The sequence below is a fragment of the Rhodanobacter sp. MP7CTX1 genome (genome assembly GCF_014205795.1).
Taxonomy (GTDB): Bacteria; Pseudomonadota; Gammaproteobacteria; order Xanthomonadales; family Rhodanobacteraceae; genus Rhodanobacter.
Genome location: NZ_JACHCN010000013.1, coordinates 41,260 through 55,497, shown reverse-complemented (window position 1 = coordinate 55,497; position 14,238 = coordinate 41,260). Strand labels below are relative to the sequence as shown.

The 14,238-nt window shown below is 63.0% G+C and carries 18 protein-coding genes; 13 read left to right on the top strand and 5 right to left on the bottom strand.

All coding sequences use genetic code 11. The annotated features are described in order from the left end of the window. Positions 1 to 4: 4 nt before the first annotated feature. The 3 genes from lptE to nadD are packed head-to-tail and all read left to right on the top strand — an operon-like array spanning position 5 to position 2,279. On the top strand, positions 5 to 616 hold the full coding sequence (gene lptE / locus HDE77_RS15260) for an LPS assembly lipoprotein LptE (RefSeq protein ID WP_184418641.1): 612 nt from the start codon (positions 5 to 7) through the stop codon (positions 614 to 616). Continuing rightward, positions 616 to 1,626, top strand: coding sequence for a DNA polymerase III subunit delta (gene holA, locus HDE77_RS15255; RefSeq protein WP_184418639.1), 1,011 nt, complete (start codon positions 616 to 618; stop codon positions 1,624 to 1,626). The genes lptE and holA overlap by 1 nt, the downstream gene beginning before the upstream one ends. Positions 1,627 to 1,646: 20 nt before the next feature. Beyond that, positions 1,647 to 2,279 carry a nicotinate-nucleotide adenylyltransferase gene (nadD, locus tag HDE77_RS15250; protein ID WP_184418775.1) on the top strand — a complete coding sequence of 211 codons (633 nt, stop codon included), beginning with the start codon at positions 1,647 to 1,649 and terminating at the stop codon, positions 2,277 to 2,279. A 44-nt stretch (positions 2,280 to 2,323) separates the two neighbouring features. Here the strand turns inward: nadD and HDE77_RS15245 are convergent, their stop codons facing one another. Further along, the gene (locus HDE77_RS15245; protein ID WP_184418637.1) at positions 2,324 to 2,644 is read right to left on the bottom strand and encodes a hypothetical protein; all 321 of its coding nucleotides are present in this window, start codon (positions 2,642 to 2,644) and stop codon (positions 2,324 to 2,326) included. After that, positions 2,641 to 4,512, bottom strand: coding sequence for a 3'-5' exonuclease (locus HDE77_RS15240; RefSeq protein ID WP_184418635.1), 1,872 nt, complete (start codon positions 4,510 to 4,512; stop codon positions 2,641 to 2,643). Before HDE77_RS15240 ends, HDE77_RS15245 begins: the two co-directional genes overlap by 4 nt. A gap of 186 nt (positions 4,513 to 4,698) precedes the next feature. Between HDE77_RS15240 and HDE77_RS15235 the strand changes: the two genes are divergently transcribed. Continuing rightward, positions 4,699 to 5,898: a GGDEF domain-containing protein gene (locus HDE77_RS15235; protein ID WP_184418633.1), complete on the top strand. Its 1,200-nt coding sequence runs from the start codon at positions 4,699 to 4,701 to the stop codon at positions 5,896 to 5,898. Between the two features lie 127 nt (positions 5,899 to 6,025). On the opposite strand, the gene HDE77_RS15230 is transcribed toward HDE77_RS15235, so the two are convergent. Next, positions 6,026 to 6,451, bottom strand: coding sequence for an OsmC family protein (locus HDE77_RS15230; RefSeq protein ID WP_184418631.1), 426 nt, complete (start codon positions 6,449 to 6,451; stop codon positions 6,026 to 6,028). Between the two features lie 150 nt (positions 6,452 to 6,601). Between HDE77_RS15230 and HDE77_RS15225 the strand changes: the two genes are divergently transcribed. From HDE77_RS15225 to HDE77_RS15195, 7 genes are all read left to right on the top strand, one after another. After that, positions 6,602 to 6,877: a GNAT family N-acetyltransferase gene (locus HDE77_RS15225; RefSeq protein WP_184418773.1), complete on the top strand. Its 276-nt coding sequence runs from the start codon at positions 6,602 to 6,604 to the stop codon at positions 6,875 to 6,877. 127 nt (positions 6,878 to 7,004) lie between these two features. Further along, entirely contained in the window at positions 7,005 to 7,694 is a 690-nt protein-coding gene (locus HDE77_RS15220; RefSeq protein ID WP_184418629.1) for a DUF1345 domain-containing protein, read from the top strand. Positions 7,695 to 7,774: 80 nt separating this feature from the next. Further along, positions 7,775 to 8,857: a nitronate monooxygenase gene (locus tag HDE77_RS15215; protein ID WP_184418627.1), complete on the top strand. Its 1,083-nt coding sequence runs from the start codon at positions 7,775 to 7,777 to the stop codon at positions 8,855 to 8,857. 88 nt (positions 8,858 to 8,945) lie between these two features. Then, positions 8,946 to 9,332, top strand: a complete 387-nt coding sequence (gene rsfS / locus HDE77_RS15210) for a ribosome silencing factor (protein WP_184418625.1) — start codon at positions 8,946 to 8,948, stop codon at positions 9,330 to 9,332. A gap of 105 nt (positions 9,333 to 9,437) precedes the next feature. Further along, positions 9,438 to 9,908, top strand: a complete 471-nt coding sequence (gene rlmH, locus HDE77_RS15205) for a 23S rRNA (pseudouridine(1915)-N(3))-methyltransferase RlmH (RefSeq protein ID WP_184418623.1) — start codon at positions 9,438 to 9,440, stop codon at positions 9,906 to 9,908. 101 nt (positions 9,909 to 10,009) lie between these two features. Next, positions 10,010 to 10,459 carry a GNAT family N-acetyltransferase gene (locus HDE77_RS15200; RefSeq protein ID WP_184418621.1) on the top strand — a complete coding sequence of 150 codons (450 nt, stop codon included), beginning with the start codon at positions 10,010 to 10,012 and terminating at the stop codon, positions 10,457 to 10,459. A gap of 41 nt (positions 10,460 to 10,500) precedes the next feature. Beyond that, positions 10,501 to 11,073 (top strand): Maf family protein, encoded by a 573-nt coding sequence (locus tag HDE77_RS15195; RefSeq protein ID WP_221444308.1) that lies wholly within the window; start codon positions 10,501 to 10,503, stop codon positions 11,071 to 11,073. 3 nt (positions 11,074 to 11,076) lie between these two features. Here HDE77_RS15195 and HDE77_RS15190 read toward each other — a convergent pair whose 3' ends face one another. Beyond that, positions 11,077 to 11,901 carry a CPBP family intramembrane glutamic endopeptidase gene (locus tag HDE77_RS15190; protein WP_255482757.1) on the bottom strand — a complete coding sequence of 275 codons (825 nt, stop codon included), beginning with the start codon at positions 11,899 to 11,901 and terminating at the stop codon, positions 11,077 to 11,079. Between the two features lie 293 nt (positions 11,902 to 12,194). After that, positions 12,195 to 12,587, bottom strand: coding sequence for an MAPEG family protein (locus tag HDE77_RS15185; protein ID WP_184418617.1), 393 nt, complete (start codon positions 12,585 to 12,587; stop codon positions 12,195 to 12,197). 119 nt (positions 12,588 to 12,706) lie between these two features. Here HDE77_RS15185 and HDE77_RS15180 point away from each other — a divergent pair, with 119 nt between their 5' ends. Continuing rightward, the gene (locus tag HDE77_RS15180) at positions 12,707 to 13,564 is read left to right on the top strand and encodes a neutral zinc metallopeptidase (RefSeq protein WP_184418615.1); all 858 of its coding nucleotides are present in this window, start codon (positions 12,707 to 12,709) and stop codon (positions 13,562 to 13,564) included. A gap of 70 nt (positions 13,565 to 13,634) precedes the next feature. After that, positions 13,635 to 14,000, top strand: a complete 366-nt coding sequence (locus HDE77_RS15175) for a YkgJ family cysteine cluster protein (RefSeq protein WP_184418613.1) — start codon at positions 13,635 to 13,637, stop codon at positions 13,998 to 14,000. Positions 14,001 to 14,238: the final 238 nt, after the last annotated feature.

Sequence of the window (14,238 nt, the reverse complement as noted above, 5' to 3'; positions counted from 1 at the left end):
ATCCATGAGTTTCATGAAAGCCGGTCGCCTGTTCCAAGCCTCGTTGCTGCTGGTGTCCGCGCTTGCGCTGGCTGCCTGCGGCTTTCATCTGCGTCAGAGCGCGGCCTTGCCGCCAGCGATGAAGCGGGTGCACCTTACCGTCAGCGGCGGTGTGGGTAGCGATCTGCAGCGCGCGCTGTCTCGCGCCCTGCAGGTTTCAGGTGCCACCATCGAGGACAACGGCGGTGCCGGTATCGCCGAGTTGAACGTGCCGACCGCGGCGTTCGGCACCGAAACACTGACGCTTGGTGGCTACTCGCTGATTACCGAATACGCCGTTCGTTATCAGGTGCGATTCGACCTGGTCGACCCCAAGGGGAACACGCTGATGCCCATGCAGACCATCAGCATGTCGCGTGAATACAGCTACGACGCCACCCAGACCATCGGTAACGCTTCGGAAGTGCAGGAGATCCAGGGCAGCCTGATCAGCGATATGGTGCAGGCGATCATGTTCCGCTTGCAGGCGGTCAACAAACGTGAAGTGGCCGCGCCGCCGGCCGCTGGCTCAACCACGGCTACGCCGGCGCCCATCACGCCTGTAGCCGCCCCGGCGACCACCTCCAGCGCGCGCTGATGCCGCTCAGTCACGGCCAGTGGCAGAAGGCGTTGACGGCTGACCACCTGGCGCCGGTGTATTTGCTTGCCGGCGAGGAGCTGCTGGTGCTGGAGGCGGCCGACGCGTTGCGCGCGCAGGCGAAAAAGCTCGGTTACAGCGAACGTGAGGTGCTCGACGTCGGTCAGCATTTCGACTGGAACGATCTGGCACGGGCCGGCGCTAGCATGTCGTTGTTTGCCACCCGTCGATTGATCGATCTGCGCCTGCCCAGTGGCCGTCCCGGCATCGAGGGCGCCAAGGCCATCAACGCGTTTTGCGCCGATCCACCGCCGGATGTCACTTTGCTGGTCACCGCGATGGAGTGGAGCAACAAGCACGACGGCGCGTGGAGCAAAAAGCTCGACGCCAGCGGCACGATGGTGGTGTTCAACGCACCGCGACCGAACGAATGGGCCGCGTGGATCGGCGCGCGACTCGCGACCCGCGGGCTGACCGCCACACCCGATGCTGCGGCACTGCTGGCACAGCGCGTGGAGGGTAATTTGCTCGCCGCCGCGCAGGAAATCGACAAGCTCGCCGTGCTGCACGGGCACGGTCGCATCGATGCCGTCGAGATGGAAACCCTGGTTGCCGATAGCGCTCGCTACGACGCCTTCAAGCTCACCGACGCCGCGTTTGCTGGCGACGGCGCGCGTGCGTTGCGTGTGCTCGCCGGCCTGCGCGCCGAAGGTGACGAATTGATTGCGCTGATGGGCTGGCTGGTCAATCAGCTGCAATTGGCGCTGCGCCTGGCCAATGCGAACGATCTCGCCGCACAGGTACGCATTGAGCACCTGTGGCCCGCGCGCGAACAACTGTTCCGCAAGGCGCTGCGCCGTGCGCCACGAGAACACTGGCTGCAATGCCTTGCCCGCGCCTCGCGCATCGACCGCATGGCAAAGGGCCGTGAAGCCGGTGATGCCTGGCAGGAAGCGGAGCGCCTGATCGCAGCCATCGCCGAGCCGCGGGCGGCGCAGGCGTTGGCGTGAACCAGCGAAAAAAAGAAAAGGTGTCCCCCCTCGCCATTTTCGGTGGCACGTTCGACCCGGTGCACCTGGGGCATCTGAGCGTGGCCTGGGAAGCTTCGGAACTGCTCGATGCCGAAGTGCGGCTGCTGCCGGCCAGCGTGCCGCCGCACCGGGCCGCACCGATCGCATCGGCGGAGCAGCGTGTGGCGATCCTGAGCGCCGCCTTGCAGGGCCAGTCGCGCTTGACGCTGGATACTCGCGAACTGCAACGAGGCGGCCCGTCCTACACGATCGATACGCTTGCTGAATTGCGTAGAGAGCAGGGCGAGCGTCCGCTGGTGCTGCTGCTCGGTGCGGATGCGTTCGCCGGCTTGCCGAGCTGGCATCGCTGGCGCGAGTTGTTCGATGTGGCGCACATCGGTGTGTTGAGACGGCCCGGCATGGAGGCCAAGCTCCCCGATGAACTGCAGCACATGATTGCCGACCGCCGTGTCGATGATGCGGCCGCGTTGAGACAGACGTCCGCCGGCAAGTTGATCGAGCTGGCGGTCACTCCGCTGGAAATCTCCGCCACCCGCATCCGCGAGCTGCTCGCCGCCGGACGCGATCCGCGCTATCTGCTGCCTGGGGGTCTGTTTGAGGACCCCCGTTTGCTGGCGCCGTATCGCCGCTGAGCATTTTTCCGTGGAGGGCTCTGGCGATCAATCACTCAGTGGTGTCAGAGTGGGTGTTGTTCATCAGTAGGCTCCTGGCTTGTATAGCCATTTCCACTTTCGTCAGGATTGACGGTAAGCAGGGATTCCGTTGGTCGGCGACACCAGATCAATGAGCCGACAAGTAAGCACGCGATTAACAACATTACCGCTGGAACACCGACGAACAGCAGTGCCACGACGATCTGGAAGCCCCATGTGTTCGCCATGACCAGTTCGTCAGGCGCTCGGCCGTGTGAATAAATAACGAAGCCGATGACGGCACACGCCGTTAACGTGGCCCAAATCGCGATGATGCGCGACAGCGGCGGTGGTCGCGATTTCACGCACTAAGCTCCAGCTGCCCCTGCACTTCGTTGATCGAATCGCGGATGCGCTTGCTGAATACCGAATCTTCGTGATGGATCAGCAGCAGGCGTTCGGTGGCGCGGGTCATGGCAACGTAGAGCAGACGGGCCTCATGCGATTCGTCTTCGCCGGGTTTCGGCAGTTGGCCGAGGTAGGGGATGATCACCAGCGGAAACTCCAGGCCCTTGCTGGAGTGCATGGTGATCAGCTTCACGCAATCCTTGACCAAGAACAGCGAGCTCTTGTCCTTGCCCTCGGCGAGGCGGCAGGGAATGTCGGCGCGGGTCAATGCTTCGCGCAGCTTGTCGCCTTGCCAGCCATAGCGATAAAGCACCGCGATGTCGTCGAGGCGGCGACCACGGGCCTGCTCATCGCGGATGCGCTGCACCAGGCAGGGCAGTTCGTCGCGGGCGTGTTCGACCCGGATCAGCTCCGGCAACGCGCCCCTGCGGCCTGCGCTTTCCGGCGCGATCAGCGGGACGCCATCGTCTTGGCCGGCCTGTGCATCGAGCAGTTCGTTCGCGAAGCTGCGCGCGACGGCAAGGATTTCCAGCGTGTTGCGGTAGTTGAGCTTGAGGATGGTCGTGCGTCCCTGCGCCTGCACGCCGAGACTCTTCCAGGTGAACTTGCGTCGACTGGCACTGCCATTGATGTTTTGCGCATCGTCATACAGCACCAATAGCGAGTTGGTGTTGGGGTCGATCATCTGCACGATCAGCTTGTACCAGTCCGGCTCGAAGTCGTGACCTTCGTCAATCAGCACGGCGCCATACTGGAAGCGCGGAATCTGACCGCGTTCGACCCCTTCCATGACCTTCGCGACCATCGCCGGAAAATAGTTCTCGTCTTTCTCCGGTAGCGGCACGTGGTAGGCCTGGAGCATCTGGTAGCACCACGAATGGAAGTTGCGCACGTCGACCTTGTCGGCCAGGCCGCGCTCACCCATCAGCTGGCCGAGGCGCGCGGCCAGCGTCTTGTTGTAGCAAAGCACCAGTACCGGTTTGGCAAGTTCGCACGCCAGTTGCATTGCGCGAAAGCCCAGGATCATGGTCTTGCCGGAGCCGGCGACGCCGTGGATGACCCGATGCTCGTCGCCAAGCGAGCGGGCGAGCTGTTCCTGTTGTGCGTCCATCACCTTGATCAGGTCGGGGATTTCCAATGACTTGGTGGTGCCGGTCGCGATGTTGTCGAACAGGCCGAACTGGCCTTCGCCGGGCGAAACGCGAATTTCCGGAAACAGATGCCAGCGTACGCGGTCGATTTGCGGCAGGGTCAACGCCGTGGGAAATACCTGGGGGAACATCGCCCATAGCCGCTCCTGGAACGCTTCGGGCTCGACGCCGTCGTAAATCTCGTCTCGGCAGATCGCCAGGTGCCCCGGGATCACCGCGTCAAGTTCGCCGTCGACGAACTGCTGGCGACTGATGTTGGCCAGCACCACGCCGTATGCCCATGGCATCACCAGCTTGCCGGCGTAATGGCTGGAGGGAGGGTGGCGCAGTGCGGGGTCGCGTTCCAGGACAACGCCGATTTCCAGCGCGTAAGCACGTGCCTGCAGCAGCGGATTGGCCTCCTTCACCAGCCCGCGATCGGTGATCAGGGTGAACTGGGTACTGTCGGCGTGGCGGATGGTGTCCGGCTTCCAGTCCTTCACTTCCAGCACCAGCATGCCGCGACGCGGATGGAAGACGACGAAATCAGGACGGCGCTGTTTCAGCCCCACCGGCACGTCGTACCAGAGCAGATAGTCGTCTTCGAGCTTGGTCTCCAATCGTTCGGAAAAGCGCTTCTCGCCTCCGGTCATGCGGGGTAGACAGCCGTTTCGGGTCGGAATGAGCGTGGCCATCCTGCTTCCAGAGAGATTCCAGCCACTGAAAGTAGCGAAACGCGGCGGCCTGTCAACGCTCAAGTTTCTCGGAATCGGCCGATAACATGACCATCGCTACCGTGATAGCCGCGCAAGCGTGGCCGACCGAAGGGGTGGTACAACAGGCAACAAAGGATCAACCCGTCCCATCTGACCCGAGCGCGCATGCTGCCTCTTCATATCGACACGCTGTCGCTGATCACCGCCGTGCAGGCTGCGGTGTTGGCGTTGATGCTATGGGTCGGTATCCACGGTGATGTGGGTCGCGCACGTACCAGCTTGCGCATCCGCGCTCTTGCCCTGGGGCTGGAAGCGGCGGGCTGGGGCATCCTGGTGTTGCGTGCCTATGTTTCGCCCCTACTGCTGCTGTTGGGCGGCAATGGGCTCAGCCTGATCTCGCAGGGCATCTGCGTCGTCGCGCTGCGGATGTTGCTTGGCGAACCGTTGCGGTGGCGCCTGGTACTGGCGATTGGCGTCGTCGGCTGGCTGGGCGTCGCATGGTTCGGTCTGATCGAAGTGGACTATCGCCACCGGGTATTGTGGGGTTCCTTCGCCGTCGCGCTCTATATCCTGCTGAACATCGAGGCACTGCGCAGCCGCTTGCAGCCACGGGGCTCGCGGGCACGCAATCTGCTGCTACTGATCAGCGTGCTGGCGTTCGTGCTCGTGGTGTGGCGCAACGGCGAGCTCTGGCTGGGCGTCAATCCGCCCGATCAGATCAGCGCGCCGTCCGCCACCAATTTCATTTACATCCTGTTCTCCGGACAACAACCCCTGTTTGCCAGCATCGGGTTTCTGCTGCTCTACAACGAGATCCTGCAGCAGGAGTTGCATACGCTGGCGCGGATCGATCCGCTGACCGGGGTGAACAACCGGCTGGCGATCGACGAATCAACCGCGCAACTGCTGGATCGGGCCATCAGGCAGCGACAATCGCTAGGCGTGTTGATGCTTGATGCCGACCATTTCAAGAGTGTCAACGACCGTTTCGGTCACAGCAGCGGCGACAAGGTGCTGCGCGCGCTGGTATCGCGCATTCGAGCCACCTTGCGCGAGAGCGACGTGATCGGCCGCGTCGGCGGTGAGGAGTTCGTGGTGCTGTCGCCGGGGATCGATCTGCCCGCTGCATTACTGCTCGGCGAGCGCATCCGGCTGATGGTCGAGAGCACCCCGATGCTGATCGATGACCATGTGCTGCAACTTACCGTGTCGGTCGGGGTAGCCGTGGCCGCGCCGGCCGAGAGTGATGGGTCGGCGGTGTTGAAACGCGCCGACAAGGCGCTGTACGCCGCCAAACGTGCGGGTCGCAATCGGGTGATGGCGACCGCAGCGTTCGAAGATGACGACCTTGCGTTGCCAGCCTAAGTCCAGCGGAGTCGCTTTGTAGGTTGGGTTGAGCGCCAGCGAAACCCGACATCGAGGCCTGCCCAGTTGGGGTTCGCATACGCTCACCGCCAATCTACACACGCCCGTCGGGCGCGCTGGCTGGCGTTCAACTGTCCAGCACGGCATCCAGCGTGATGGTCGCCTTGAGCACCTTCGATACCGGACAACCTTCCTTGCTTGCCTGGGCGATCTTGGCGAACGTGGCCGCGTCGGTACCGGGCACCTTGGCTTTGCAGGTGAGGTGCGACGTGGTGATCGAAAAGCCGTCGCCATCCTTGTCCAGCGTCACCACGGCCTTGGTATCGATGCTGTCCGCCGTGAGCCCGGCATTGCCCAGCCCGAGCGAAAGCGACATCGAAAAGCATGCGGCATGGGCTGCCGCGATCAACTCTTCCGGGTTGGTGCCTGGGCCACTTTCAAAACGGGATTTGAAACCGTACGGCGCCTCGCGCAGCGCGGGAGTTTCCGTCGTGATGCTGCCTTGGCCGTCCATGAGGCCGCCGGACCAGTGGGCGGATGCGGATTTCTTCATAGGGTTCTCCTGTGGGGTGTGCTGGGCAAGCAGTCAGTGTGTCGGCCGGTTCATGCAGACCGCGCGAAGGAATCGGCGCTCCGGTTTCACCTGCAGTTATCGCCATCAAGCCGTATGCTCGGCGTTTTCCTCGCCCGGGTTGGGATGCGTATGCCGTTTACCATTAGCCACGATCGTGTCGCGCATCGATTTGAAACGCAGGTGGATGGTGCGGATTGCGAGCTTGATTACACCCTCGCCGCTGGCGTGATGACGATCACCCACACCGGGGTGCCGGCTGAGGTGGGTAGTCGCGGCATCGCGTCGGCGCTGGTACAGACGGCCATGGAGGCGGCGCGGGCAGAACACTGGAAGGTGGTGCCGGCCTGTTCGTACGCATCGGCGTGGATAAAACGGCATCCGGAATATCAGGATTTGTGCGTGTGAGTCCCATTATCATGGCCGCTTGACCGGGCATTGCGCCGGGTATGCGGGAGGTTTTCTTGTCCAATCGTGCCGATCTGTCGATAGTCGTCGTGATGCTGCCGATGACCGCGCCGTTGTGGTGTCACGCATGAGCGGTGCAGACAAGGCGAGCTTGACGCCGCCACCGAACAAACGCCGCTGGCAGCCATTTCACTTTCTGAAAGTCAGGCCGCGGATGCTCATTTCACTGTCGATTTTCATTGTCGTCAGTGTCTTGCTGGTGGTTGCCGGATTGAAGCCGACGATTGCCGTGTTGCTGGGATTCGACCTCGGCGCCGTGGTGTTTCTGTCCATCCTGGCGCGGATGTTCAACCGGGCCACACCGACGGCCATGCGCACCCAGGCGAAGGAGCAGGATTCCGGGCGTTGGGGAGTCCTGTGGAGTGGCGTGGTGCTGTCGACGGTGGTGATGGTGGCACTGAGCAACGAGCTGCATGCGGCCAAGACGGGTGGCGCAATGACCGTGGTGGTCGGTGCGGTCAGCGTGGTGCTGTGCTGGATGTTTCTCAACACCATGTTTGCGATCCACTATGCGCACGGTTTTTATGGCGATCAGGGCGATAAACATTCAGGGCTCGAGTTTCCCGATACGAAGACGCCGGATTACTGGGATTTCGCCTATTTCGCGATCGTTATCGGCATGACGTTCCAGGTTTCCGATGTGCAGATCACCAGTCGATACTTGCGTCGCGTGGCGTTGCTGCACAGCGTGATCTCGTTCTTTTTCAACGTGTTCATCATCGCGATCACGGTGAACATCGTGGCCGGGCTGGGGTAGGTCCAAGCGACCCGGCTTCACTTCCTCCGCGCCCGGGAGCGGCGGATACTTGGCCGTCAATCAGCCGCAGGACGTGAAGCATGAGCTCACCATTCACCCGCCGTCTCGATATCGAACATCCGTTGATTCAGGCGCCGATGTCCGGCTCTACGCCACCGTCCCTGGTGGCGGCTGTGTCCAACGCAGGTGGCCTCGGGTCGCTCGGCGCGGGCTATCTGGAACCACAGGCGATCCTCGATCAGGCGGCACAGATCCGTGCGCTCAGCGATCGTCCGTATGCGATCGGCCTGTTCATATTGCCGGACGCGTTCGAAGCCGATCTGGAGGCGGTGGCGAAAGCGCGCGAACAGCTTGATGCGTTGATGGCACGCGAGGGCCTTGGCGTGCGCACCAGCATGCCGGCGCAATGGGCGCCGCGCTATTCCGACCAGTTCGCCGCCCTGTGCGAGGCGCGACCGGCGGTGGCGATGTTTGCGTTTGGCGTGATCACTCCGGCGCAGTTGCGCGAACTTAAGCAGCGCGACATCTACGTTATCGGCACCGCGACCACGGTAGACGAGGCGCGTGCCTGGGCCGACGGCGGCGCCGATGCCGTGTCCTTGCAGGGAGCTGAAGCCGGCGGCCACCGCAGCACCTTCCTGCACGATGCCGAGGACGGCATGATCGGCCTGTTTGCGCTGCTGCCGCTGGCGGTGCGCGCGATGGCAGCCTATTCAAGGGATGTTCCGCTGATTGCTGCCGGCGGCATCATGGATGGCCGCGGCGTGCTGGCGGCTGAAATTCTGGGCGCGGCGGCGAGTCAACTGGGTACCGCCTTCCTCACCTGCCCGGAATGTTCGGCGGCCGAGGCCTGGAAGCAGGATCTGCCGCGTGTCGAGGATTACCAGGTCACGACCATCCGCGGCTTCTCAGGCCGGGCGGCGCGCGGCTTGCGCAACCGCTTCGTCGAGGCGATGCCTTCGGCCGCGCAGGGTCTGCCGTATCCGATACTGAACGCGCTCACGGCCCCATTGCGCCGGGCCGCCGCCGCGGCCGGACGCGGTGATCTGCTGTCCGAATGGTGCGGGCAGGCGGCCAGTCTGGTCCGTCCGCAACCGGCTGCCGAACTGGTAGCCCGCCTGATGTACGAGTACCGGCTGGCCAAGCGGACGCTGGAGCCCTGATAAGGCTCCAAAATACCCCTTGACGGCAGGGCGGTTATACTGCGCCCGCGCCATTTCGCGCTGCGATCACGCATTGAGGCTCTCCCTCTTGAGTACTGCCCGTACGAACAAGTCCGTTACCACGGCCACCCTGCGCAAGTCGGTCATCGACGCGCTGGAAGAACTGAAAGCCAAGGACGTTCGCGAGATCGACGTTCGCGGCAAGACCTCCATCGCTGACCTGCTGGTGATTGCCTCCGGCACCTCGGCGCGCCATGTGAAATCGATTGCCGACGAAGTCGCCAAGTTTGCCAAGAAGGCGGGCGTGATGCCGCTGGGCGTGGAAGGCGAGGTCGAGGGTGAATGGGTGCTGGTGGATCTGGGCGACGTGATCGTCCATGTGATGTTGCCGCGCATCCGCGAGTTCTACGGCCTCGAGCGCCTGTGGACGGTGGGCGACCACGGGCACGACGCCGATACCGCGCAAGCTGGCTGACTTCGTGTGGGGTGAGCCGCAAGATGGGGCCACTTCAATTCTCTCCCGGCTGGGGAGAGGAGGCAAACGCGGCGCTTCGCGCGTTTTGTTTGATAAGAGCGTGGCATGCGCGCACGCCTGATCGCTGTTGGCGAACGCATGCCCGGCTGGGTGGCGGAAGGCTTTGCCGAATACCGCAAGCGGCTCTCGCATGAGCTGCCACTCGAACTGGTTGAACTGAAACCTGGCCTGCGTGGCAAAGGCCGCGATGACACCCGCGCGATTCACGAGGAAGGCACGGCGATCCTCGCCGCCTTGCCGCGCGATACGCATGTCGTCGCGCTCGATGGCCGTGGCAAAACGTGGTCCAGCGAGGAGCTGGCCGAACAGCTGTCGAAGTGGCGCATGGCAGGGCGCGATCTTGCGTTCCTGATCGGGGGGCCGGACGGCCACGCACCCGAAGTGCTGGCGCGCGCCGAACAAAGCTGGTCACTGGGGCCGCTGACCCTACCACACATGCTGGTGCGACTGGTGCTGGCCGAGCAGCTCTATCGCGCCACCACCATCGCAACAGGTCATCCCTATCACAGGGCTTGACCTGTGCGTAGGTTGGGTTGAGCGTCAGCGAAACACACTGAGGATGCGTTGATATTGGGTTTCGCTTACGCTCAACCCAACCTACCAAGCCGTCCAGCCGCATGTCCTTTCAGATTCAACAAGGCACGATCCACGACCTCGAAGCCTTGGCGGTGCTGTTCGATGGCTATCGTCAGTTCTACGGTCAGCCGGCGGATCTCGCGCGCGCGCGCAGCTTTCTTGAGGAGCGTTCGCGGCAGCGTGAATCGCTGATTCTGCTTGCACGTAATGGGCAGGGTGAAGGGATCGGTTTCACCCAGCTGTATCCATTGTTCTCTTCAGTGCGCACGGTGCGCACGTACCTGCTCAACGACCTTTTCGTATCTCCGAATGCGCGTCGCCAGGGTGTGGCGGCGGCGTTGCTCAACGCGGCCGCAGAGGAGGCTCGGTCGCTCGGTGCGGCAAGCCTGTCGTTGTCCACCGCGCTGGACAACGCGGCGGCGCAGGCGTTGTACGAATCATTGGGCTGGCAGCGTGACCGAGAGTTCTGCGAGTACGGCCTGGCGCTCTGAGCGCAGCTATGCTTGCGTCCTGCCGCTGATCCGGAATCTCCATGCTCCACCTCGCCTCGCAGTCGCCGCGCCGTCGCCAGTTGCTAGAGCAGCTCGGCATCGATTTCACCGCTCTCCATGTCGATGTGCCCGAGCAGCGTGCTCTGGGGGAGTCGCCACAGGACTATGTCAGTCGTGTCGCACGCGACAAGGCGCGTGCCGGATTGGCCAGCCTGGTGAATGCGCAGGATGCCGTGGTGCTGGGTGCGGATACCGAAGTAGTGCTCGACGACGAAGTATTCGGCAAGCCGCGGGATGCGGACGATGCCGCCGCCATGTTGCGCCGATTGTCGGGCCGAACGCATGCGGTAATTTCCGCGGTGTGGGTGGTCAGTGCAGCGCAAGAGCGATCCGAAACATGCATCTCACGCGTGCGTTTCACCACGCTGGACGAGTCGACCATCGAAGCCTATGTTGCCACCGGCGAACCATTCGGAAAGGCGGGCGCCTATGCGATCCAGGGTCGAGGTGCCCTGCTCATCGAACACCTGGAAGGCAGCTACTCCGGCGTGATGGGTTTGCCGGTATTTGAAACCGCGCGTTTGTTGCGCGGTTTCAATGCGGCCTCTTCGTAGAGATCAAGCCGGTAGGTGGGTCGCTGCAAACCATGCGGCCACCGCCAGCAGATTGTAGGCACCATGCGCCAGCACCCCAGGCCAGATCGAGCCGGAGCGCAGCCGCAACCACGCCAGTGCCAGCGCCAGCAGCATCAACTGGGGCAGCGCGTACCACTGCCAATGCAGGCCCGGCAGATGGACCAGCGCGAATGCCAGCGAGCTGAGCACTACCGCCCAACCGACACGCCATCGCCGTATCCACGCCAGTTGGATCAGTGCCGACAGCAGCACGCCGCGGAATAGCAGCTCTTCCACCAGCGGCCCCAGGCTTGTCACGATAAGTACCAGCAGGATGCGCAGCCCTGGAGGCGCAGCTCGGCCGAGTTGCTGGATGTTCTGGCTGACGTCGTGGTCGTGCGCAAGCAGGTGGGTCAGTAGTCCCCCCAGCATCGGAGCAGCCAGGCCCACGACAACCGCCAGCACAAAGAACTGCGGGCGTGCCGGCAGCGTGAAACCGAAACCCGGCGGCCATGCCAGCGACCACAGCCGGGGCCATTTCTGGTGTGCCACCAGCAAGGTCAGTGATGCACTCACACTCAGTGTGAGCATGGCCGTCACTGCCTGGACGTCCGGTTGCGCCAGCAGGGCTTGAGCTGTGGCACCGAGATGTGCCGCGCCGCCGTGTAGATTGAAACCTTCTGCAACTTCGATGGCCAGCACAACCAGCGTGCTACTCACGGCCTGCAATACGAAATACAGCAAGATCAGTCCCAACGCCCCCCACAGATTCGGAGGCCGCGCATCGGCATGCCCCTCGTTCCGCGCGGGAGGCATCAACGGCGGCATGGGAGAAGTTTCGGCGTACATGACATCCAGCAGGGCCGCGGTTATTGCAGGACACGCGTGTCGTCGGGACGGACTGCGCGCGTGGTGTTCATGGATTGCACGCTACCGGCATGCTGGCAGCGCGGGCAATCCTGCCATCTGGCACGGTTGCGGTGAGATCGAGGCTGATGAAGTGACCGCATGAGCGACTTGCACTCTTGTCCGAGGTGTCTTGATGCACGGCGTGATCCCGGCACCCTTCACCACAATGAAGATTGCAAGGGCGTGTTGATGGCCGGCGCGATGCCCGAACTTCAGCCGAGCAGCATGAGGCGGCACACCGCAATGCACGCCATCACCAGCAAGGCCACCCAGGCGATCGCGCTCACCGTGAAACCCGGGCCGCGCTTAGTCTCGTCCTTCAGATAGGCCAGCGCGTACCACACCCGGCCAACCAGCCAGACCAGTCCGGCGATGCCCGCCCACCCGCTGAAACCATAGTTTGCCGCCAGCCATAGCGTCGGCAAAAACATGACGGTGCCTTCCAGCGTGTTCATCTGCACGCGGTAAGCGCGCTCGAATGCCGGGTGGCCCGTGACCGCGGGCGCCTTGATGCCATGGCGGCCACGGGCGCGACTGACCGCGTACATGGTGCCGGCCAACAAGAACATGGTGAGCAGGGTAACCAGGGCGGGCAGATAGGTCATGGTGGGTCCTCGTGAAAGAGGGCCTACTGTAGCTGCAGCGAGTGCTTGGCGTGATCCCGGCGAACGGGTTATCGTCGAGTGACGTTATGGGACGTTGTGCACCTCTCAGCGGGGGACGTATGGACTGGCAGAAAGGCGAAAGCAGCAACAACGTCGAAGTCGACAGCGGCGGCGGCGGTCCGCGTTTTGGAGGCGGTCGGGGCATGAGCCTGGGCGGCATCCTGATCATGGCGATCCTTGGCTGGATTTTTTTCAAGAATCCGCTGGCGCTGCTGGACCAGGGTGGCACCCAATCCGACGCATCGACCCAGACTGCGGTGCCGGCGCAGGTCGATCCGCAACAGAAGGAGTTCGTCAGCAAGATTCTCGGCTCGACCGAGAAGACCTGGGGCGACATCTTCGCCGCCAACGGCAAAACCTACGTCGATCCCAAGCTCGAGCTGTTCAGCGGCGGCGTGAGTACCGCTTGCGGCGCCGCATCGACGGCGGTAGGGCCGTTCTATTGCCCGGGCGATCAGAAGGTGTATCTGGACCTGGCGTTCTTCCAGGAGCTGCAGGATCGCTTTCACGCCTCCGGCGATTTCGCCCGCGCCTATGTGATTGCGCACGAGGTCGGTCATCACGTGCAGAAACTGATCGGCGTGTTCGACCAGGTGGATGCGGCGCGCCGCCAGGGTGCGCCGATGGATGGTGCTGATGGCTTGTCCGTTCGACAGGAGCTACAGGCCGACTGTTTTGCCGGCGTCTGGGCCAATCGCACCCAGCAACGCCTGCAATGGCTGCAGCCGGGTGATGTTGAATCCGCCCTCAATGCCGCCAGCCAGATCGGCGACGATACATTGCAGCAGCAAGCGCAGGGACGCGTCGTGCCGGACTCGTTCACCCACGGCACTTCGGCGCAACGGGTAAAATGGTTCAAGGCCGGCTTCAACAGTGGTGACATGGGTCAGTGCAATACGTTTGCCGGCGAGCCATAGGCAAAGCTGACAGATCTTCAACGTTTTAATTTCGCGCGTTGCGCGCCGCGGGTGCGCGTTGGTCAATTTGATGGAACATCCCTGTTTGCGTTGCGGCGCCTGTTGCGCCGCTTTTCGTGTGGCGTTTCACTGGTCGGAGGCGGAAGCCTCGCTGGGCGGCAGCGTGCCGCCAGAGTTCACCGAAAAGCTGGATCCACACCGGCTCGCGATGCGCGGCACCAACGTCGCGCAGCCGCACTGCGTCGCATTGCGAGGCACGGTCGGTGAAGCCACACATTGCAGCATCTACATGCAGCGACCATCGGTGTGCCGCGAGGTAATCCCATCATGGGAGTTCGGCACGATCAATCCGCAATGCGACCGGGCGCGTCTCAAGTACGGATTGCCGGTGCTCACGCCGCATGACTGGATTGAGCGGTCGGATGCCGGCGCGTAGTCGTTCGTTGATTTGTTTGAACGCACTCCAGGATCGAGTCTGCGCGAAACACGTCGAGAAGAACCTGTGGGAGCGACTTCAGTCGCGATAGCTCTACAAGCGCCATCGCGACTGAAGTCGCTCCCACAAGAGCCGTACGTAGGTTGGGGTGAGCGCAGCGATGCCCAACATGAACCTCGCGGGGCATCGCGTTGGGCATCGCTGCGCTCACCCCAACCTACGCGGGCAGCTGCGCCAT

Excerpts from the sequence above, each read along its gene's own strand:
- lptE (WP_184418641.1), top strand. The coding sequence starts at position 5 with ATGAGTTTCATGAAAGCCGGTCGCCTGTTCCAAGCCTCGTTGCTGCTG.
- holA (WP_184418639.1), top strand. The coding sequence starts at position 616 with ATGCCGCTCAGTCACGGCCAGTGGCAGAAGGCGTTGACGGCTGACCAC.
- HDE77_RS15240 (WP_184418635.1), bottom strand. The coding sequence starts at position 4,512 with ATGGCCACGCTCATTCCGACCCGAAACGGCTGTCTACCCCGCATGACC.
- HDE77_RS15235 (WP_184418633.1), top strand. The coding sequence starts at position 4,699 with ATGCTGCCTCTTCATATCGACACGCTGTCGCTGATCACCGCCGTGCAG.
- HDE77_RS15230 (WP_184418631.1), bottom strand. The coding sequence starts at position 6,451 with ATGAAGAAATCCGCATCCGCCCACTGGTCCGGCGGCCTCATGGACGGC.
- HDE77_RS15225 (WP_184418773.1), top strand. The coding sequence starts at position 6,602 with ATGCCGTTTACCATTAGCCACGATCGTGTCGCGCATCGATTTGAAACG.
- HDE77_RS15220 (WP_184418629.1), top strand. The coding sequence starts at position 7,005 with ATGAGCGGTGCAGACAAGGCGAGCTTGACGCCGCCACCGAACAAACGC.
- HDE77_RS15215 (WP_184418627.1), top strand. The coding sequence starts at position 7,775 with ATGAGCTCACCATTCACCCGCCGTCTCGATATCGAACATCCGTTGATT.
- rlmH (WP_184418623.1), top strand. The coding sequence starts at position 9,438 with ATGCGCGCACGCCTGATCGCTGTTGGCGAACGCATGCCCGGCTGGGTG.
- HDE77_RS15200 (WP_184418621.1), top strand. The coding sequence starts at position 10,010 with ATGTCCTTTCAGATTCAACAAGGCACGATCCACGACCTCGAAGCCTTG.
- HDE77_RS15195 (WP_221444308.1), top strand. The coding sequence starts at position 10,501 with ATGCTCCACCTCGCCTCGCAGTCGCCGCGCCGTCGCCAGTTGCTAGAG.
- HDE77_RS15190 (WP_255482757.1), bottom strand. The coding sequence starts at position 11,901 with ATGCCGCCGTTGATGCCTCCCGCGCGGAACGAGGGGCATGCCGATGCG.
- HDE77_RS15185 (WP_184418617.1), bottom strand. The coding sequence starts at position 12,587 with ATGACCTATCTGCCCGCCCTGGTTACCCTGCTCACCATGTTCTTGTTG.
- HDE77_RS15180 (WP_184418615.1), top strand. The coding sequence starts at position 12,707 with ATGGACTGGCAGAAAGGCGAAAGCAGCAACAACGTCGAAGTCGACAGC.
- HDE77_RS15175 (WP_184418613.1), top strand. The coding sequence starts at position 13,635 with ATGGAACATCCCTGTTTGCGTTGCGGCGCCTGTTGCGCCGCTTTTCGT.